The sequence below is a fragment of the Lactiplantibacillus sp. ME-2 genome (genome assembly GCF_022549155.1).
GTDB classification, from domain to species: Bacteria; Bacillota; Bacilli; order Lactobacillales; family Lactobacillaceae; genus Lactiplantibacillus; species Lactiplantibacillus plantarum.
In genome coordinates this window covers 1-18,766 of record NZ_JAKZEQ010000019.1, presented here as the reverse complement: position 1 = coordinate 18,766, position 18,766 = coordinate 1, and the positions used below count along the sequence as shown (strand labels likewise).

The 18,766-nt window shown below is 45.4% G+C and carries 20 protein-coding genes; 7 read left to right on the top strand and 13 right to left on the bottom strand.

The window, feature by feature from the left end; genetic code table 11:
- Positions 1-98: 98 nt before the first annotated feature.
- Positions 99-830, top strand: a complete 732-nt coding sequence (locus tag MMY95_RS08400) for an NlpC/P60 family protein (RefSeq protein WP_027822088.1) — start codon at positions 99-101, stop codon at positions 828-830.
- Between the two features lie 212 nt (positions 831-1,042).
- Here MMY95_RS08400 and MMY95_RS08395 read toward each other — a convergent pair whose 3' ends face one another.
- The 3 genes from MMY95_RS08395 to MMY95_RS08385 all read right to left on the bottom strand — a co-directional run bounded on the left by MMY95_RS08395 (position 1,043) and on the right by MMY95_RS08385 (position 3,283).
- The gene (locus MMY95_RS08395; RefSeq protein WP_003643214.1) at positions 1,043-1,591 is read right to left on the bottom strand and encodes a DUF402 domain-containing protein; all 549 of its coding nucleotides are present in this window, start codon (positions 1,589-1,591) and stop codon (positions 1,043-1,045) included.
- A 97-nt stretch (positions 1,592-1,688) separates the two neighbouring features.
- Positions 1,689-2,492, bottom strand: a complete 804-nt coding sequence (gene recX, locus MMY95_RS08390; protein WP_016511295.1) for a recombination regulator RecX — start codon at positions 2,490-2,492, stop codon at positions 1,689-1,691.
- Between the two features lie 32 nt (positions 2,493-2,524).
- Positions 2,525-3,283, bottom strand: coding sequence for a competence protein ComK (locus MMY95_RS08385; RefSeq protein WP_053267069.1), 759 nt, complete (start codon positions 3,281-3,283; stop codon positions 2,525-2,527).
- Between the two features lie 234 nt (positions 3,284-3,517).
- On the opposite strand from MMY95_RS08385, the gene MMY95_RS08380 reads away from it, so the two are divergent.
- The 4 genes from MMY95_RS08380 (at position 3,518) to MMY95_RS08365 (ending at position 4,880) form a co-directional block, all read left to right on the top strand.
- Complete coding sequence (locus tag MMY95_RS08380) at positions 3,518-4,066, top strand: sigma-70 family RNA polymerase sigma factor (protein WP_003645957.1); 549 nt, start codon at positions 3,518-3,520, stop codon at positions 4,064-4,066.
- Positions 4,067-4,113: 47 nt separating this feature from the next.
- Positions 4,114-4,296, top strand: a complete 183-nt coding sequence (locus tag MMY95_RS08375) for a hypothetical protein (RefSeq protein ID WP_225442998.1) — start codon at positions 4,114-4,116, stop codon at positions 4,294-4,296.
- A gap of 114 nt (positions 4,297-4,410) precedes the next feature.
- The gene (locus tag MMY95_RS08370) at positions 4,411-4,623 is read left to right on the top strand and encodes a hypothetical protein (protein ID WP_003644190.1); all 213 of its coding nucleotides are present in this window, start codon (positions 4,411-4,413) and stop codon (positions 4,621-4,623) included.
- Positions 4,624-4,652: 29 nt separating this feature from the next.
- Positions 4,653-4,880 (top strand): DUF2922 domain-containing protein, encoded by a 228-nt coding sequence (locus MMY95_RS08365; RefSeq protein WP_003643208.1) that lies wholly within the window; start codon positions 4,653-4,655, stop codon positions 4,878-4,880.
- A gap of 101 nt (positions 4,881-4,981) precedes the next feature.
- Here MMY95_RS08365 and MMY95_RS08360 read toward each other — a convergent pair whose 3' ends face one another.
- Complete coding sequence (locus MMY95_RS08360) at positions 4,982-5,287, bottom strand: hypothetical protein (RefSeq protein WP_011101326.1); 306 nt, start codon at positions 5,285-5,287, stop codon at positions 4,982-4,984.
- Positions 5,288-6,163: 876 nt separating this feature from the next.
- On the opposite strand from MMY95_RS08360, the gene MMY95_RS08355 reads away from it, so the two are divergent.
- On the top strand, positions 6,164-6,832 hold the full coding sequence (locus MMY95_RS08355; RefSeq protein ID WP_047673142.1) for a sugar transferase: 669 nt from the start codon (positions 6,164-6,166) through the stop codon (positions 6,830-6,832).
- A 436-nt stretch (positions 6,833-7,268) separates the two neighbouring features.
- Positions 7,269-8,687 (top strand): polysaccharide biosynthesis C-terminal domain-containing protein, encoded by a 1,419-nt coding sequence (locus MMY95_RS08350; RefSeq protein WP_104795623.1) that lies wholly within the window; start codon positions 7,269-7,271, stop codon positions 8,685-8,687.
- Between the two features lie 189 nt (positions 8,688-8,876).
- Here MMY95_RS08350 and MMY95_RS08345 read toward each other — a convergent pair whose 3' ends face one another.
- The 9 genes from MMY95_RS08345 to MMY95_RS08305 form a co-directional block, all read right to left on the bottom strand.
- Entirely contained in the window at positions 8,877-9,653 is a 777-nt protein-coding gene (locus tag MMY95_RS08345; protein ID WP_202861331.1) for a DUF4422 domain-containing protein, read from the bottom strand.
- A 135-nt stretch (positions 9,654-9,788) separates the two neighbouring features.
- Complete coding sequence (locus MMY95_RS08340) at positions 9,789-10,868, bottom strand: acyltransferase family protein (protein WP_241277591.1); 1,080 nt, start codon at positions 10,866-10,868, stop codon at positions 9,789-9,791.
- The gene (locus tag MMY95_RS08335) at positions 10,852-11,961 is read right to left on the bottom strand and encodes a polysaccharide biosynthesis protein (RefSeq protein ID WP_104795620.1); all 1,110 of its coding nucleotides are present in this window, start codon (positions 11,959-11,961) and stop codon (positions 10,852-10,854) included. The genes MMY95_RS08340 and MMY95_RS08335 overlap by 17 nt, the downstream gene beginning before the upstream one ends.
- Positions 11,958-13,178 carry a polysaccharide biosynthesis protein gene (locus MMY95_RS08330; RefSeq protein ID WP_104795619.1) on the bottom strand — a complete coding sequence of 407 codons (1,221 nt, stop codon included), beginning with the start codon at positions 13,176-13,178 and terminating at the stop codon, positions 11,958-11,960. Before MMY95_RS08330 ends, MMY95_RS08335 begins: the two co-directional genes overlap by 4 nt.
- The gene (locus MMY95_RS08325; RefSeq protein WP_223843879.1) at positions 13,165-13,788 is read right to left on the bottom strand and encodes a polysaccharide biosynthesis protein; all 624 of its coding nucleotides are present in this window, start codon (positions 13,786-13,788) and stop codon (positions 13,165-13,167) included. Before MMY95_RS08325 ends, MMY95_RS08330 begins: the two co-directional genes overlap by 14 nt.
- Positions 13,789-13,793: 5 nt before the next feature.
- Positions 13,794-14,921 (bottom strand): polysaccharide biosynthesis protein, encoded by a 1,128-nt coding sequence (locus MMY95_RS08320; protein WP_238352289.1) that lies wholly within the window; start codon positions 14,919-14,921, stop codon positions 13,794-13,796.
- 21 nt (positions 14,922-14,942) lie between these two features.
- Positions 14,943-16,076: a UDP-galactopyranose mutase gene (gene glf / locus MMY95_RS08315; RefSeq protein ID WP_003644178.1), complete on the bottom strand. Its 1,134-nt coding sequence runs from the start codon at positions 16,074-16,076 to the stop codon at positions 14,943-14,945.
- Between the two features lie 512 nt (positions 16,077-16,588).
- Positions 16,589-17,521 carry a glycosyltransferase family 2 protein gene (locus MMY95_RS08310; RefSeq protein WP_024002496.1) on the bottom strand — a complete coding sequence of 311 codons (933 nt, stop codon included), beginning with the start codon at positions 17,519-17,521 and terminating at the stop codon, positions 16,589-16,591.
- Positions 17,522-17,554: 33 nt separating this feature from the next.
- A complete protein-coding gene (locus tag MMY95_RS08305; RefSeq protein WP_053338797.1) occupies positions 17,555-18,463 on the bottom strand; it encodes a glycosyltransferase family 2 protein in 909 nt (302 codons plus the stop codon).
- Positions 18,464-18,766 lie beyond the last annotated feature (303 nt).

Genomic DNA, 18,766 nt, shown 5'->3' with positions numbered 1-18,766 from the left:
GCAACTCATTTGCAACAACTTTGTTACAATGAGCGCTTATGATGGGGTCAGCGTTATTGAATGAGATGGACATGGGGATTTTCGGGGAGGAAATACATATGAAACAACGTCTTATCACACTGATTGTTGCTATTTTAGGCCTCACGGTGGGGCTTTGGCAAGCACCAAACGTCGATGCCAGCTCAACGAATCGCGTCATTAAAACCACTAATCTTACTAAAAGCGCCTACCTGACGAAGAATACTCAGGGCGGCTTCTATAACATGAGTGGTGCCGCAAATAATCTTAAAATCCAGAGTCGGGGAACGCTTCGACAATATGGTAATACCACTTGGTTTGTCACCCAACAACGGCAAATTCGTTTAGCTAATAATACCACGGCTAATTATTATTTTATAACGAGTGCTAATACCCGTGTTCGTGGCTGGGTCAAGACCGGCTCCCTCAAGAAGAGCACCAGATCTTTCACTAACCTCTATAACGTGGCCAAATCCAAACTTGGCCATCGCTATGTCTATGGTGCGGTCGGTCCGAACACGTTCGACTGTTCCGGTTACACTAAGTATGTCTTCCAGCAAGCTGCGCAGAAAACCTTACCACGCGTGGCCCAAGCTCAGTACCGACAATATCCCAAAATTTCCAAACAGCGCGCCCAAAAAGGCGATTTAGTCTTCTTTGGTAGTGGCACAGGTTCGATATCACACGTCGGTATTTATGTTGGTGGTGGAAAGATGATTGACGCTCAGGACAATGGTGTCAAAAATGAAAAAGTCTATGTTCCGTGGTGGCACGCGGTTGGCTATTCACGACCAGTCAACTTTGGCGCTTAAAAGTGTAATTCCTATTTTCACCCGACCCACAGAGGCGACTTGTGGGTCGCTTTTTATTGTCCTAATTATCATGACTTGTGTCAACCATGACGGCCGGTAATCACCTTTTATTATTCAATGTCGAGACGCAACCAGAACACAAAAGGGAGCACCCCAGCACGGAGTCACTCCCTTTGTACTTTAATTACGCCGCTGACAGACCGTCAGCAGAGCTATTGCCGACGTGATAATTCTTGATAGCGACTATACCAGATATCAATGTAGTCTTGTGAAAACGGGCCTTTTTTGTTTTTGATCCAATCAACTAAGACTTTCACATTTGCTTTTAAAATGCGATCAGTATCAGCCGAATAACGCCATTGGGCACCGTGTTCTTCGTACTCATCAACATCCAACAACCGCCGCTCACCATCGGGAAAGACTTTGACATCCAAATCATAGTCGATGTACTTCAAAGCCTCTTTATCTAACACGTATGGTGATGCTAAGTTGCAATAGTATGAAACGCCGTTATCGCGAATCATCGCCACGATATTAAACCAATAATGCTTATGAAAATAAACGATTGCAGGTTCCCGCGTCACCCACCGGCGACCATCATCCTCGGTGACTAGTGTGTGATCGTTACAACCAATTAGTACGTTCTCGCTTGTTTTGAGTACCATTGTATCGCGCCAAGTTCGATGTAAACTTCCGTCGTGCTTATAGCTTTTGATCGTAATGAAGTCGCCTTCCTTAGGTCCCTTAGCCTCGCGCGCCATATTAACCCAACTTTCTAAAATGAGGGTAAATTTTCATCGAATTTCATTAAACATTATACCAGATTTTTATGGCGTGCGGGCAGGTAATTCAACCTTTTCATTCATCAGCAACTTGTTCGTCGATAAATCGATTGATATCGTCCATCATGAAGCCCTTTTGGAACAGGCTGCGTTTCGTGCGCATCATGCGTTCACGAAACGCATACTTGCGATTGCGTTGCCACAACTTCGCCCCCTGTGCAACGAGGGCTTCCCACTGTTCATCTTCGTCGGGTTCTAATGCCAAACTCGCAATCGCAGCCGTAATCGTGTCATTATCAAAGCCCTTCGTCATCATACCTTGGCGAACTTTCTGTTGCATGGTCTTAAAAGCTTGGCGGTGATACCGTTTTGCCAGTTTACGCGCAAGTTCACTGGCATTATCGATCTGCTCTTCAGCACTAAACTGCCCGGCCAGCGCGTCATCAATCAGCTGCTCTCCCACACCCTTTTGTCGTAAGTTCTGCCGAATCACCCGTGGCCCCTTGTCACTGGTCCGTTTGGCCGTCCGCACAAAGGCATCCGCATACTGTTGGTCGTTCAATAACCGCAACTCACGTAATTGTTGCATCGTCGCGTCGATAACCGACTCGTCAATTTCTTCATCCCGTAACTTGTCATGAACTTCTTTTTCGGTACGCAACTGATGTGAGAGATAATCCAGCGCGCGCATATACGCCTTGGAGACATCGTCCGCCGCAATCATCGCTGCTTGCAGTTGTTCATCAACTTCCATGCCCTTAAAAACGCGGAACTTGATCATCACCGACTCACTGATTGGAAAAGCGTACTGCTCGTCTAAATAAATGTTATAACGTCCAGCTCGCTTTTGCGCGACAATCTTCGTGACTTTCTTAGTCAACGACACCAACTCCCATCATTTAATCTTTACTCCTATAGTTTACCGAAAAATCGCCGCGTCAAACAACTAATTTCTCCAGGAAGTGCTAAGATGCCAAAGTGCTTTAAGACTTGGTCAGTATACGACTGCATCATCTCGTGATCCGTGTCCGCCATTGAAAGTACCGATTGATCGGGCACTAATCGCCGGCGATGATGTTCCTGTAGCGCTGCTTGTAATTGACCAGCCTTCGCAAGTTGGCGAGTGGCCACGCGCTCGCTCATATCTACTTGAATCGTAATTTGACCATCATAAACTAAGGCCGTCATAAATCCTTGAGCCTCGATATGCTTCAAATAATGCCGATTGTACCAGCTGGTTGTTCCCCGTTTGGCCGTACTTAACGGCATCAGGATCGCATCACCGTGAATCACAGGTAACTTGTGTTTCGATAAACCGAGTTCACCGGCGAGTTGCTTGATCAACTGTGTCCCAGATAACCCCAGACGGCCAGCGTAATTCATCATGATCTGGCGCGTCGTCAGTTTTGTCTTGATCAATCCCCGTTGACGATCAAAGATTAGCGTATTTTCAACACATGTCAGGTGTTTTATGTCAAGTAGAAAAAGTGTCTCCAGCACGTCGATTGTGGCAAGTTCTGAGCGTTGCGCGATGACTAATAATCGTTGTGGCTGTCGGGTGTCCCAAGTACCAGCGTGGCACTGCCAAAAAGTGTTAACGTGATGCGGAACGTCAATATTTTGGTTCATAGATGGAAAATCCCCCTCAAAGTCGGTATTTATCTCTAACATTCACCAGCCGAGCCCCCGCTGTCCGCGGTTATTTTAGATTAATCACATCATAACAATTACGTACAATCTAGGAAAGTGGTTGGTCTGTAATCTATCCAAATCTCATTGGAACATTAATAATGAAAATAAATCGTCACTTTTCAGTCCATTTTCACGACCTGCGTCAGTTGCGACCGCTCGCTACACTGATATCAACCTTGGCCAAGGAAATCGCTCATAAATGGGGTTATTTAGATGCACGCTGACCGTTTTGATAATCAAATTGCTTTCGATTTACTCGCCCGACCCGAGCACCAACGGTTACTATACGGCGCTTTAAAAGCCGCCCAAGTCACCAAATACCACCCGCAATTCGAAGATTGTGTAACCGTGGCCCACCTGACTTGGCTGTCTGCTTACCAGAACTACGCGCCCGAATTGCCCGCTAACTTACCAGATTTTCGTAAATTTGCATTTCGCCGTATCAAGTGGCGAACTGTCGACTATCTACGTAAACAAACTTTGCGCACCCAGTCACAAGTCAACTTAGAACACGCACTACCCATTACCATTGATCCCATGACCGAACAAGAGACCCATTGGCAATTAACCGCCCTCTTAACAGAACTCCTTGTTCAATGTCGGCCAGGTGAGCGGATTTATCTCACCGAATTCTTTTTCGAAGAACAGACCGTTAGCAGTATCATGCGGCGCCACCAGGTCAGCCGCCGAACAGTCTACAACTGGCGGGCCAGTCTGCTCGTCAAGGCCCACAAGCTTTACCAGCAACAAACCACCAATTAACTAACAAGACTGTCGCAGTCTGAAAGGAACTCACGATGTATATTTGGATGAACACACATGTACTGCTCACAGTAACTAATTCTAACCAACGCCAGTTCCACCAACACTGGTTAGCAGGTCGCGAACTGACCGACAGCGACCTTACTAGCTTGATTACCATTCTGACCCCACTATTCGCTGAGAAGCTCATCAGTATTACCGTTCGAACCATCACCGAGTTTGCGGATTAAATGGGTGCTAGTCAAAAAAGTTTGGGCAAACCTTGCACAAATCGTCAAGCTCAACCGTCTGTATTAATGTAAGCTGGCCAGCCTACCACCACAAAATTCAAGGAGGAACTCATCATGACTAAAACTTGGTTAAAAGCAACCCTGACTGTTCAAACAACTACGGAATTGGACGAACAACGTAAGCAAACCTTTAACGCAATCGCCCAAGACGCAACTGACGAACAACTTGCCGCTTTTGGCAAGATCGTCGAAGTCTTGACGGGCGACCAGTTCACGGCCGCTAACTTGGCCAACGCCTACCGCTACGATCCACAACCCATCGCTTAACACACCCATAATAATAGGAGGAAGCGCCCATGAAAACTTTAGACTTAAGCTTTAAGACTAGCACAAACAAGGTTCACCACTTGAAGTTACACTACGCCAACGACAACTTGAGTAAAGACGTTGTTAGCAAGGCAATGGCGGACCTCGCTGCCACCAAGCTATTCGTGAAGGATGGCGAAAACTTAGTCGCCGAACCGCTTGCCGCTAAGTACGTCGAAACCATCGAGACACCAATCGTCACTGCACCAAAGGCTTAACCTCGCGTTACCTGCAATTACAAGAATCCCCGGTCAGTAATTGACCGGGGATTCTTTGGTTATCATTTAAAGTCGTCTTACTCTTGGCAATCACTTCAGAGCTAAATATCACAAGATAGCCGCATTGCCTTCGTCTCTTGACGGTCGACAGGGTAAATCTCGATAATAATACTGTTACCGACCGGATGCCAATCAATTGCTTTAACCAGTGCCCGCATAAACGTCCGCGTGATCTGAGTCTTGATTGAAATACCGCTACGCTCAATGTCATCATAGAAAATGACCCGTTGATCTAGCTTATCAACCTTAAAGTAGTAGTACGCATAATGGGCCGTCCCCCGTTTCAAAATTAAGTGGTACGAATTATTATAATCCGCGGGAAAAACCGTGATCCAATCGTCATTCATATCGGACATCCTTTTCACTTGAATTTGAGCTCTAATCTAATTGTACCTTGAACGGTGGTGAAAACCTAGGGGGAATGTGTGAGAAATCACGCGAGAAAGCCACCGTAGCAACCTAAAATTTGCCAGCTTACTTTCGAACGATGGGCCAATATCAGCAGCCATTGTAACCATAGCCACAAAAAGATTCATTAATTTGGACTATCTTCTACTTAATGACCGTGATAAGAACGAGCTCTTTACGCTTCATTCAGCTTATAACTTATTCTAACCGTATGTCTTAAATTACGCGATTGCTAGGTTAACACATAGTTAATGCTTAGCAAATATTTATTCACCAATTGGCAGAGTCATCACTATCATACCGTTTTTAGTACTATAATCACCTCAATTATTTTTTCATAGATTGATTCACTTTCCCCTCATATTTTATCCCGGTCACAATTATTAGGCCTAAACCCATAACTCATTAGAATACGTAGCTGCTATTTTTTCTGTTCATTAACTAATTTTACGACGCACCACTTTTACTAACAGTTGCGCGCTTTTAAGTTGCTAATAATTGCAACTTGTTAAAATGCTGGTAAATTATAGTTAACCAAACTTCCACTAGCCAAAATAGCTAAAACCGGCTGTCGCACGATTGCACTTCAAATATTGGTTTATTCCAGTACAATATTTGCTATAATGAGATTAGCAAGGCTGCAAAGTTAATCGTATCAAGCATATTTACTTGATAGCTATTTTGTACTATAATCATTAGGTTGTATCAATATGGTTCATACATAGTCAGTTTGTGGTAACCCGAACAGTAGTAATAGATTAACCTGGCTGTGATTTACGGGGGAAAATATTTAAAGGAAGCATAGGGTGTTACTTATGGAATTGAAGGAACGAGAAATCAGGCCGATTACGATTGACGCCGGGCGTCAGCATCGTCGTTATGGTTATCGGTTCATTAAACGCGTGTTTGACTTTGTCGCTAGCCTCTTAGGCCTCATCATCTTATCACCACTCTTCTTGATAATTGCAATTGCGATTAAAGTTGAAGATCCTAAAGGCGCCGTCTTCTACTCGCAGACACGGTTAGGTCGTGGCGAAGTCCCATTCAAGATGTATAAATTTCGCTCGATGGTTTCCAACGCCGATGAATTGTTGGAAAAATTACTTAAAGATAACGAGATTGATGGTGCCATGTTCAAAATGCAGGATGATCCCCGCGTAACTAAGATTGGGCGATTCATCCGTAAGTATAGCATTGATGAACTACCACAATTGCTAAACGTCCTTCAAGGCTCGATGAGCTTAGTTGGACCCCGGCCGCCATTGCCACGGGAAGTCGAAGAATATTCCGACTATGACAAACAACGGTTAGCCGTCAAGCCAGGTTGTACCGGTTTATGGCAAGCAACCGTTCGTAACAGTGTCGGTTTTGATGAAATGGTTAAGTTAGACTTAACTTACATTTCTAAACGGAGTGTCGCATTTGATGTCTACATTCTGTTCAAGACCGTGGTCATTATGTTCAAGCCTAATGGCGCTTATTAAACATAAAAACAAAACGCGCAACCAAACTCAAGGGGAAATTTGGTTGTGCGTTTTTGTAACCCATTGATTTGAACACACCACGCACCATTCGCTCGCCATACCATCAAAGTTATCTCCCCGCTCCTGCAATCATCATTGATTCCACAACCCTACCGGCCAAATTTTCAGTCCTTGATCATAAGTGCGCACGAACACAACTTACTGGGGTTCTCCAAGTATTAAGCCAGTCCTCCAATTTAATTATCGTTGATATAACTATGTCACTCCTCAGTTAATTAACAATAAAAATACTTTCTAATTTATAAAATAATAAGTTTGTTAATAACCAACCCTAGCCAGTTAAAACCACTATCAACCGGCTAATTGGCTGTGATACAATGAATTGAATGTTGAGAAATTCGACGTTAGACTGCTTAACTGCCACAAGGAGCCACTCATGCGAATCATAAGGAATTACTTTTATACAGCGGGGTATAACCTCTTAATTTTACTCACGCCCCTCCTAACCGTCCCGTATATCTCACGGGTCTTAGGGCCGACCGGCGTCGGTATCAATGCAACGACCAATTCGATCATTACTTACTTTCTATTGTTCGGAACGGTCGGTATTACAATTTATGGTAATCGCGAAATTGCCTTTATTCGTGATAATCGGGGGCAACGCTCACAAACTTTTTGGGAAATTGAAATATTACAGTTATTGACCATCAGTTGTGCTTATCTCGCCTTTTTAGTTTTTCTTTTTTTTGAGCACCAATTGCAAATTTATTTTTTCTATCAATCATTTTATATTATTGCGGGTGCTGTTGATATTTCTTGGTACTTTATGGGTCTCGAGGATTTCAAGAAAACCGTACTCCGTAACATGCTTGTCAAGATTGCTTCTGTGATTGCGATTTTCGCATTCGTGAAGACTCGGCAAGACACCGGAATCTACATTTTGATTTTAGCGGGCTCACAAGTTTTGGGCAATCTGACACTGTGGCCATACTTACGACATAGTGTCGAACGGCCCAACTGGCGTCAATTGAATCTCTTCCGGCATCTGCGGCCCTCATTAGCGTTATTCGTGCCACAAATCGCCACGACAGTTTACCTTGCCTTGAATAAGACCATGTTATGGCAAATGGATTCGCTAACCGCCGCCGGATTTTACGATTACTCCGACAAGTTGATCAAACTCGTTTTAGCGCTCGTGACAGCGACTGGGACAGTCATGTTGCCCCACATTGCCAACCTCTTCATGAAGCAGCAACTTGAACGCGTCAAACAATACTTATACATGTCCTTTGACTTTGTGCTCGCGATTGCGATTCCAATGGCTCTCGGCGTGGCAGCGGTCGCAACGACGCTCGCACCCTTATTTTTTGGACGGGCATTTGGGGCAGTCGACCGACTGTTGATGATTGAGGCACCCGTCATCATCCTAATTGGGATGAGCAACGTGCTTGGTCAGCAGTTTCTGCTACCGACTAAGCAGACTAAGACCTATACGATTTCCGTCACTATCGGGGCCCTCGTCAACATCGCTTGCAACATCCCACTTATTTGGTTTTGGGGCGTGGCCGGTGCCATGTGCGCCACTTTGATTTCGGAAGTTTGTGTCACTGGCTACCAGTTAGTCGTGACTCGACATACGTTGGCGACCAGACAATTATTTACGGGTAGTTTGAAGTACGTGCTCGCCGGTGTGGTCATGTTCGCCGTCGTTTACGCCTTGAACATCAGTATGACCGCTTCTTACCTTAATCTGGCCTTGCAGATTGGCATTGGTGCCCTGATTTACGTCGGACTATTGTTCCTGCTTCAGCCGCCAGTACTGACTAATGCTGCGAAATTGCGAACCCGGATGTAATAACCACTACGTTCAATTACTAATTTATACAACAGACTTAAAATGCGCCACTCACTAGACCGATCATCGTCTAGTGAGTGGCGCATTTTTAAACTATTAAGTCGTTATCTCATTAATTGGCATGCCGCATCATTCATCAGCGGCTGACTCCCACTTACCACTTCAATATTCTAATTAATCGCCGGCACCCTAAAAATGAGTCCGTTTAGCAGCTTGTGGGAAGAACTTACGTTTCAACAGATTATACGCTTTCGCCGGTAACTGTTGCTTTTCCATGTACATTACCGGGACTTCCACGTACTCAAGTTGGTTATGGTTGATCCACACGTCCAATAGGAACTCAGATAAGTACCCGAAAACGCGAGCTTCTTGGACATCGTAATCCGCAATATCGATCCGGTCACGCACAGCAAACAGAATATCAAAGACCCATTTGGCATAGTCGTCAAACTTAGGACCCGCCATAATCATCATGTTAAACATGTGCGCCGACGTTTGATGCATCAACTGATCAAAATCATCTAAGTAGGCGGCATGACGTTCACTAATAACCGTTCGCATCATGTCCAGTGGTTCCCGATGATGTGCGTGAACGTAATGTGAATAATTCGATTCAATATAATAATGGCGCTTTTTTGGTACGATGACATCATATTGCTGCAATAAACTTTCAATTTCGGTCATTGATAAAATACCGGCTAATTTGCGTTTAGGTGCCTCAGACAAGTAGCGTCGATATTGATTCAAACCCTTAACATCCGCATGACAGTTCTTCCAGATCCAGTACATCGCCGTTAGCTCGTTAAAGTTCGGGTTGCTTGCCGAAATGTTGTCACCGACGTTATCAGGTTGATAATTTTGTGGTGCACCCCCATGGATCGCAGCACCAACAAAAATAGGTCGGTAAGTTGGATCCTGTGGCATTTGATACGGCTTATGAGCCGCTACATAAATTTGTACTTTCATTTGCCAGTCCCCCTCTGGTATGAAATTTGTGATTCAAATCATGATAAATTTTCCATCATTTAATAATGCAAGTATTTGCACGTGACTGTTAGGTCAATTAATTATCTCAGTATTTGCCGGATTATACACAGTAATTTAACGACGTTGTAGCCGGCGAAATAGATACTGCCGAGGTAAAAAACAAGCTCGAATTCCCGGAAGATGCGGAATTGCCAGCATGGCAACCGTCACGAAGCCAATCCGGTAACTGATTGCGATGATCGTCGTCACGAGTGGTCCCATATGGGTAATCAAATGATTCGTCAACCATCCTTCAATGCCAATCACGTTTAGATCGATCAAATGAAAACACAGAACCACTAGCGATAACTGACCGTAGCGTTTTAACCACTTAATCGGCCGCGCATTCGGATAATGACTAAGCCAGTCACTGACGCGAATGATACACAAACTGCCAGTAACGCCCCCCGTGACGCTAATCAACAGATTAGGCGATGTTGGAACTGTCAACGCAAAATAACCCTGAAAAGCACTCACTAACCACATGAACGTGAATAATAAATACCAAGCTGATGATATCCGACTTAGCAGGGCTGTTTGTTTAACGAGGTAGCCAGCATATAAAAAGAGCTGTGCTAACAACGCGGCGTTAACGGCCCACGGTAAATAAGCGACATGACCGAGCCAACCACCTAAGATTGCGAAAATAGCGAACACCCCGCCCCGTACAATGGCCTGATGCCAGCGCTGATGACGTCGGACCGTTAGTAGCATCACAACATTGAACAGTTGCAGCGCAATAAACATACTGAGCAAGAACCACACGGCCCCAATCGGTTGAACTTGCCAGTGCCACGGATTGAACACTGCCGAACCGGCCCCGTATGCCGTGGCAATTAGTCCTTGTCGCCAGCTTGGAAAATACGCATTAAGGAGCGGATTCGGTAATAATCGGGCTATCGCACTTACGACTAAGAGCACAACTGCCGTTGCGAGATACGGTAGTAATAGGTTAATGATGCCACGCTGACATTCTTGTCGTGCCGGGCGTGAGTGATACAAATAACCGCTCAACATGAAGAAAATCGGCATGTGAAAGGCGAAGATCAAACTACCGAAGAATTGCCCGTTATAGGGGCCCAAGGTATGACCAATCACGACCGCTAAAGTTGCGATTCCCTTTGCAATATCGATCCACTCAATTCTTTTGCGCATTAACTGAGCCTCCTATTAACTGGGAGCCACCAAATAAATCTGGTAATAACCGTTGCAACCAGCGGACATGTCGTAATAACCATACTAGTTCAACGCTAACGATCAGCACCGCGATACTCCAGAGCCAACCAGACCACCACGCACCAATAATTGGTGTCAGCAACCGATTAATGACCATAAATGGTGTAATCAGTAGACCGGCCACCAGCATATCACCATAACCCGTTTGAACAAAGTTATGCCGGCGTACTGCTTTGGACCGTGGCCGGTTCATCATCCAGGTGGCAATCGTCACCCACAGCGTCAAACATGGAATTGCCTGAAAGGTTTGGGCAAATGGCTGGCTGCTGATAAGGTCAAAATTCTTTTCCAGATTCACTTGATACATCGTGACTGACACCATCACGGCATAGCACCCACATGTCAGCAACCACGCCACTAAGAGGTGTTCTCGCGTAATCCGGTGTAACACCTCCGTTTGGCTCAACCAATACCCCATCAATGCAAAAAAGCAACCGGCCGTAATCGCGAGCGGCGGATTAACACTGATCGTCGTCAAGCCAGTGAAATAGGCCAAGATTGGTACCATGCCAATAAATACGAGCTCCGCCCAAAATAGGTATTGCTGAATCGCAACACTCGCATGGTGTGCAATCACCCTTAACAACGGCAAGGTGACAAAGAAGCCCAATAGTTCATATAAAATATCATAAAAGCCCACCGGCGCTTGGGCTAACGCGGTAAAAAAGCCGGCGATGTTAAAACTAGTTAAACTGCCTTGCGTCACCAAGTCTTCAAGATAGAAGGCCAGTGAGAATAAGGTAATTCCACCCATTATCCATAAGACTCGGCGAATCAACTGCGATACTGGTAACGCCGCGCGTCGCAATTGATAGGCACCCAGGGCCATTAATAATAAGTTGGGACCTGCTGCCGTCATCAATGCAATGACGAGCTGCGGATAGAACCAGATACTTTGTGGTTGGTGGCTAAAACTAAATACCGCGTTCATCCCGGTATCACCGAATAGAATTAACATCAGGGCGATGATCAGGATCAACCGCTGGACCCGATAAGCCTGTTGATGATTCATCGGCACGACGCCCCCCTTCGAATAACGACAGGTTGGTCAAATACGGGGCCGACTGCCGTTTGATAATTTGGTAAATCAGCGAATAACATCAGAATAAAGACGTTATACGTTACTTCTAAGAAGTGCTGATCAAACATACTACTGATGGCAATGGCCACAAAGATTACCGGCAACAAATAACCGTGTTGCCGCGTACGTTGATACAAAAACCAGGTCATACCGATAATTATAATCAGCGTTAATAGTAATCCGTATGAAATCAACATATTTAAGAATGACGAGTCAATGAAGAAATACGTTGCATCACCAACACCATTGGTAAACGTTTCAAACCGATCGCCGCCCCAACCATTAATTGGAATCGGGGCTTGGCCGAATAATTTAACGCCATATGCTAATAACGCGTTATTCCCTAGCGCGAGTCGCGTGGACAAGGTATTATTGAGCGCTACCAGCAACCGGTCTTGATAATTAAAAATATTCGACAACCCAATAATTAGCCCACTAGCAAGTGGTAACATCAAAAAGCTATACCGAATCATCGGCCGAAGCCACCGAAGCTGACGGCGATAGATATAGACCAAGTACAAGCTGATCAAAACGAGTAAAGCAATCACATCCGTCATCGTTTTCGTAAACTGGTAAATCATTGCCAGGCCAAACAACACGGGTAATAGCGCTACTAATCGAAAACGACGGGCCAATAAATACAAATACGCCGCACACAGATAGAAAATATGGGCCGCAAAATCAGTGGTATACACGACACCAAACGACTGACGTAACCCATCGGCAGTTGCAAACGTAATATTTTTAATCAGTCCGACTTCCGCAGCAACTAGCGCTAACAAGAGAATCGTCCCCACGACGCCCAGATAAACTTGAATGATCTGCCGAAACGAAACTTCCCGGGCTGCAATCACCAACATGATTGTCGGCATCAAATAATGCGCACCCGATGTGAGCATCACGACAGTCACCAGTACAAGTAAACTGACTTCGCCAATAATTTGGCCGGGGGTCAAGGTATCTAAGCAAACCACGAGGCCCAGTAATGCGGCCAAAGTCGCTAATTCAATCAAAACGCCCACTCGATGCGGTATCATCTCGTTAAAGGTCGTCGTCTGTAGTGTGACTGAGGCTAAGTAGATTCCGAAGATAATCAGATAGAGCACATTACGGTGCTGCTGTATACTTGCTCCCCTACGTCTCATCATCGTGCCGCCCCCAACCCTGACCATATTTCACGAGGTACGGACTCAGCAACGCCAAGCCGCCCCCAACAACTAATATTAACTTCCAAAGCGCCCCGCGAATCACGTTCGTCTCACGCGTTACGGTACGTTTAACTGTCTTCACTCGATAATTTTTTAAGCCCGTCAGATTAGCTTTAATCGCCACATTGAACGCCTGAGCATTCTGCTGGGCCACTTGCCGTGAACTACTCGTTGCTGTCACCCGTAAGACCGGTCGCCGCGCAACTGGTGCCGCTTGGACCGACTCACTCAGTTCCTGAATCGGTTGCCAAATGCCATAATGCGCATAGGCATAAGTGCTGGCTTGAGTCAGCACTGCACTCTGGTGTGGCATCACGTTGAACTGCGTGATAGCTTTGATATCCTGGCGTCGCTGACGTTTTAGACGGGCTGTTGACAGCCCTGAACGCGGCGTTTGCGCAATCTGAATATCAACAGATGCTTGATACACCGGCTTAGGTAGCCATCGATTGCCCGCCCATCCAAGGCCGACGCTTAGCATAATGATCAGCAATTCGAGCGGCAACCACCGCCACGCTAGACTAAAGCGTTCCTTTGGCTGTACCTTCATGTGCCTCACTCACTCCCACGTAGACTAATTTGAAATTGGCTCCAGAGATAATCAGTGACCAATAGATGCTGCTGCCCCACTGCTTTAAATCGCCGATCAAGTAACCGATAACGTGGCTGTTTCTGAACTTTTTCAGCTGTCGTCAAGTCAAATATTAACCGGTAGCGATTCTTGGTGGTCGGTATCAAATTCACCGCGGTCACTCGTTGTGACTGCGCATGATTTAGCTTAACGCGACCAACCAACCTGACCGGACGCGTCAACCGATTGGCACGATAAATGGCCAACTGCGTACCGCGCTGACGAAACAGGTATAAGTGTTGATCAATCAAGCTCATTCCAGCGACTTGGCGCGCTGGGAGCTTTCCTAGTTGTAACGCGTGCCAAGCTTTGATCCGTCCAGTCTTCGTGAGCTGTCCATAATAGAGTTTGGCGCGACTGCTTTGGCGATCAATGCCGCGAACCATAACAACCGCTGAACGAGTCGTACCTGGAAAGACGGCCTGAACCCGACCTTGCTTAAAATCAGCCCCGTTAAAGTTCAACCGTTGATGTTGCCAATCTTTAAAATTAGTCGTCCAGTAACGGTCTTGCCCATCTATCAACGTCAAGCGGCCATTCGCGTACCAGACACTCGGCCGTGACAATTGCACATGCGGATAACTAATGGGTAGTTTCGTCCATATCCGGCCGTCTTGGCTGGTACTGATACGACCGTACGTTGTCGCATCACCTCGCTGCTGTCGATTTTGAAAGACCGGCGTGGCGGTATTCTGAGTACCGGCCTGTAAATACCGTGCTTGACGTAGCGTCTTGCGTAGCTCCGCCGTCGTCTGTGCAGAACGATACTTTAGATGCACTGTTTGATTACGACGCGGCAACAAAGTCGACAATGGATCGCGATTCGTTAAGACATAGCCATTAATGCCAGATTGAAATAAATTGCGGTGATTGACCTTACCTACTAAGGTAATTGGTCCGGGTGAAATAATCGGCGTCCCATTTTGATCAGTTTGATAAATCCGCGTGACCGTGTCTTGACCGCGCTGAATACTCAGGGCGTAGCAAGCATATCCCAATAATAGTGCGAGCAATGCTAGGCTCCCCCACACAATTGCTAGCCGTTTTCTCATCTTCAATCATCACACATTCTTTTATTTGGTCGTTGCAAATTCCGACGCGACTGTCACTAAGGCCGCGTGAATCACTTGGTGCATGTCATAGTAGCGATACTGGCCTAGTCGACCACCAAAGATGACTTGGGGTTCAGCCGCGGCGAGCTTCGCATACTGTTTGTAGAGCGTATTGTTGGTTTGATTATTGACCGGATAATACGGCTCGTCACCCCGCTGCCAGTTCGCTGGAAATTCACGTGTAATTACAGTTTGATCCGCATCGCCCTTACCGAACTCAAAGTGTTTGTGTTCGATAACACGGGTATACGGCGTCTCAGCATCAGTGTAATTGACTACGGCATTACCTTGATAATTATCCACGGGCACGGTTTCAGTCTCAAAACGTAGTGAACGGTAGGCTAATTCCCCTAACTGATAGTCAAAGAATTGGTCAATCATCCCGGTAAAGACGACTTTCGGGTATTGGGCAAGATACTCAGCCTTATGCGCAAAGAAGTCGGTGTTCGTTTCCACGGTAATTTCAGGATGAGCTAACATCTTCTCAACAATCTGCGTATAACCACCGATGGGAATACCTTGATAAGTATCGTTAAAGTAATTGTTATCGTAAGTGTAGCGTACCGGTAACCGCCGAATAATGAACGCTGGTAAATCCGTAGCCTTTTGTCCCCACTGCTTTTCCGTATAACCCTTGATCAGCTTTTCGTAAATATCGGTCCCAATCAACGCAATTGCTTGTTCCTCCAAGTTGCGTGGTTGGTGATCACCGAGATTCGCCGCCGCGCGTTGTTCCGCAATCTTAGCGGCTGCTTCTGCCGGTGTCCGAACGCCCCAGAGTTCACTGAACGTATTCATGTTGAACGGCAAGTTGTACATGTGACCCTTGTAATTAGCGACTGGGCTATTCGTATAACGGTTAAATTCCGCAAATTGATTAACGTAATCCCAAATTTCACGATCCGAAGTGTGGAAGATATGAGCCCCGTATTGGTGGACTTGAATCCCCGCCACTTCCTTAGTGTAGATATTACCAGCAATGTGGTCGCGCTTTTCAATCACTTTGACCCGTTTACCGCGTAAGGCTGCTTCATGAGCAAAGACGGCACCAAATAGTCCCGCACCAACTACCAAATAATCGTATTGTTCGTTCATGTGAATTCCCCCAAAATCAACTTGTTCTTGGTGAATTATAACAAACATTACGTGATAAACAATCGCTCAACATACGGATATAATGGGTTTTAATCAAATATTGGGGCTTGCTAAATTAAATTTACTATCTAAATAACAAATAATATTATGATTACCGGTTTCAACCATTGCGACTAAATACAAGCAATCATCTGAATGCTTTCTGGTGGTCACTGGTCAAAAGACCAATAAACGTTGCTGTAAAAACAGTAAAATTATCCATTCGAATTACAAAATAAATCTAAAAATTAAATTTTGCTTTTCCGTCTAAAATGTCACCAAAACACAAAACTAGTTGTGCCAAGAAGTTTTTTCTCAGCACAACTAGCTTTTAATTCGTTGTTAATAATGATGAAGCTGATGTCCAAAATTGAGTCGGCCTGGTTTAGTAATCTGACCTTAAATTGCAATAATCACTGGTTTCGCCTGTATACGGTTCCCATGTCATCAGACAGCTCACGATCAGGCCCACACTAAAACTTCTGTCCCGGCATGAAGTTGGGATTCAAGCCCTCACGCTCGCGACTCGCATCACGTAACGCCTCCAAGTAAACTCTGATAACCATTTTGCGATAGCCACGATAAAACGGTCCACAGAGTTTAATGGCCAATCGGGCGTAGAATCCAAGCAACCATCCGAGACTGACCAATGAGTTTGCACGCCACCGCTTAATCGTAATCAAGCGATTGCGCTGCCCGTAATAGAGACGCCAATCGGGTACGAATTTAGACTTGAAGTCCAGGGAAGGTAAAGCCGTCTTGTGAATTAATTTAGCCGCACTCACATTGACCGGTCGACTCAGCTTGGCCGTCCGTACCGCGTACTCACAGTCATCCCACCAGATAAAGTAGCCAGCGTCCGCCACTCCCACTTGCTTGATCACGGCCACACTCATGAAAACACCGCAGAAAGTGTACTGGTCAAACTCAAAATTACCGCGATATTCACGTTCAGGGACCGCCTGCGCTTGAAAGGTACTCCAATTGGTGAACCGGTTCCGCTGATCCGCTTGCAAACGGCCATCCTCAATATACACACTCCCCGTCAAGATTTGGCGATTTGGATGATCTTGCTGATAAGCAATTAGTTTTTCAAAATAGTCTGGCTCAAAAATTGCATCATCATCGGACATTGAAACCCAATCCAAGTTCGGATCTGCCGCCGCAATCTGCATCCCCCGAGCAAAGCCCCCAGCACCACCGATATTTTTGGTCAAATACCGGTAATCAACACTTGGATTAGCCAAAATATCAGCTGTTTGTAATTCAGCTTTTGTCCCATCCGTCGAATGATTATCAATAATAATAATTTTCGCGGGTGGGACCGTCTGATTCAGTAGTGCCGTAATTGATTCGATTAGTAATTGTTTGCGGTTGAAAGTTACCACAATCGCCCCATATTGCATGTTTGTCCACTCCTTGTCTTAGCCTAACGTCCTTTATGGTAAATAATCTTGATTGCGCCCAAGCCGGTCATGCCAACCATCACGGTAACCTTGAACATACGCTTTTATCAGTGGCCCCGCTTGGCCCCATCTATCCCGAAAAAGCAAGATGGCGAATAATTTGCGCGCTAAAAAGCGACGGGCATACCAGCAGGTCACCCGAGTTTGCCCACGGTGTTTGAATAATGATGCCAGCCGATTACGCATCACGTAATATTCCTTCCACGGCGCTATAGCAGTACGAGTATACGTCGTTTTGTGTAGGACCAACGCGTCGTGGACATTTAGAAACTGACCATACTTGCGAGCCCGGAGCGCATATTCAAAGTCATCAAACCGAATAAAGTAATCCTGTTCAGGTAGCCCAATTCGTTCAACAATGCCGCGACTCATTAAGATACCCACAAACGAAAAAATATCATACTTAAAGTCCTGCGCATAGTCGGCTTCGGCTATGGGCTTAACCGTCAGTGTTTGCGAATTGGTAATCATTTCACGATGCATCGCATCATGGTGTCCATTTGGTAATAACACCGATCCTGAAAATACGCCTTGTTGCGGCTGAGTCACAATCGCTCGCCGCATCGCCGCAAAGTAGCCGGTCTGAAAAATCGCATCATCATCAGAAATCGAGATCCAATCACAGTCAGTCTGCAATGCTAGCCGGATTCCAGTTGCAAAACCAGCGGAACCACCAAGATTTTGCTGACAACGAACGTAAACCAAGTGTTGATCATCAAAGTCAAATTGTTGCTGAATAAACGCCTCCGTCCCATCCGTCGATGCGTTATCGATGACGAAGACATATTCTGGCGCTTCCGGCTGCGTCAAGACACTCTCAATAGCCTCCGCAAGTAGCGCTTTACGATTAAAAGTCACAATCACACACGCAATTTTTGTCATAAGCTTCCCCCAAATTGTTATGATCACTTAAAACTAATCCGAATTAGTCAGTTAAACTGACTAGCCGTTTCAAGTAATTTTTCATTATACTAGTCTAGTTTGATTATAGCTAGACGTGATGGTTAGGATAAAATATTTAAACCTGATTTTTAAGGGGATTAAACATATTTGGAGGTTAGTTTGGAAAGATGCCTATCATTTCAAAAATATGTATTGATTACAAAGTAAATTCAAAAAGCACATCACAAAACTAGGGTCCGTCTTAAAACTACTTAAGTAAGATGCAAATTGAGGCAATGTAGA

What these genes read in the sequence shown, in the direction of transcription:
- MMY95_RS08400 (WP_027822088.1), top strand. Translation starts at nt 99, where the DNA reads ATGAAACAACGTCTTATCACACTGATTGTTGCTATTTTAGGCCTCACG.
- MMY95_RS08395 (WP_003643214.1), bottom strand. Translation starts at nt 1,591, where the DNA reads ATGGCGCGCGAGGCTAAGGGACCTAAGGAAGGCGACTTCATTACGATC.
- MMY95_RS08385 (WP_053267069.1), bottom strand. Translation starts at nt 3,283, where the DNA reads ATGTTAGAGATAAATACCGACTTTGAGGGGGATTTTCCATCTATGAAC.
- MMY95_RS08380 (WP_003645957.1), top strand. Translation starts at nt 3,518, where the DNA reads ATGCACGCTGACCGTTTTGATAATCAAATTGCTTTCGATTTACTCGCC.
- MMY95_RS08375 (WP_225442998.1), top strand. Translation starts at nt 4,114, where the DNA reads ATGAACACACATGTACTGCTCACAGTAACTAATTCTAACCAACGCCAG.
- MMY95_RS08370 (WP_003644190.1), top strand. Translation starts at nt 4,411, where the DNA reads ATGACTAAAACTTGGTTAAAAGCAACCCTGACTGTTCAAACAACTACG.
- MMY95_RS08365 (WP_003643208.1), top strand. Translation starts at nt 4,653, where the DNA reads ATGAAAACTTTAGACTTAAGCTTTAAGACTAGCACAAACAAGGTTCAC.
- MMY95_RS08360 (WP_011101326.1), bottom strand. Translation starts at nt 5,287, where the DNA reads ATGAATGACGATTGGATCACGGTTTTTCCCGCGGATTATAATAATTCG.
- MMY95_RS08355 (WP_047673142.1), top strand. Translation starts at nt 6,164, where the DNA reads ATGGAATTGAAGGAACGAGAAATCAGGCCGATTACGATTGACGCCGGG.
- MMY95_RS08350 (WP_104795623.1), top strand. Translation starts at nt 7,269, where the DNA reads ATGCGAATCATAAGGAATTACTTTTATACAGCGGGGTATAACCTCTTA.
- MMY95_RS08345 (WP_202861331.1), bottom strand. Translation starts at nt 9,653, where the DNA reads ATGAAAGTACAAATTTATGTAGCGGCTCATAAGCCGTATCAAATGCCA.
- MMY95_RS08340 (WP_241277591.1), bottom strand. Translation starts at nt 10,868, where the DNA reads ATGCGCAAAAGAATTGAGTGGATCGATATTGCAAAGGGAATCGCAACT.
- MMY95_RS08335 (WP_104795620.1), bottom strand. Translation starts at nt 11,961, where the DNA reads ATGAATCATCAACAGGCTTATCGGGTCCAGCGGTTGATCCTGATCATC.
- MMY95_RS08330 (WP_104795619.1), bottom strand. Translation starts at nt 13,178, where the DNA reads ATGATGAGACGTAGGGGAGCAAGTATACAGCAGCACCGTAATGTGCTC.
- MMY95_RS08325 (WP_223843879.1), bottom strand. Translation starts at nt 13,788, where the DNA reads ATGAAGGTACAGCCAAAGGAACGCTTTAGTCTAGCGTGGCGGTGGTTG.
- MMY95_RS08320 (WP_238352289.1), bottom strand. Translation starts at nt 14,921, where the DNA reads ATGAGAAAACGGCTAGCAATTGTGTGGGGGAGCCTAGCATTGCTCGCA.
- glf (WP_003644178.1), bottom strand. Translation starts at nt 16,076, where the DNA reads ATGAACGAACAATACGATTATTTGGTAGTTGGTGCGGGACTATTTGGT.
- MMY95_RS08310 (WP_024002496.1), bottom strand. Translation starts at nt 17,521, where the DNA reads ATGCAATATGGGGCGATTGTGGTAACTTTCAACCGCAAACAATTACTA.
- MMY95_RS08305 (WP_053338797.1), bottom strand. Translation starts at nt 18,463, where the DNA reads ATGACAAAAATTGCGTGTGTGATTGTGACTTTTAATCGTAAAGCGCTA.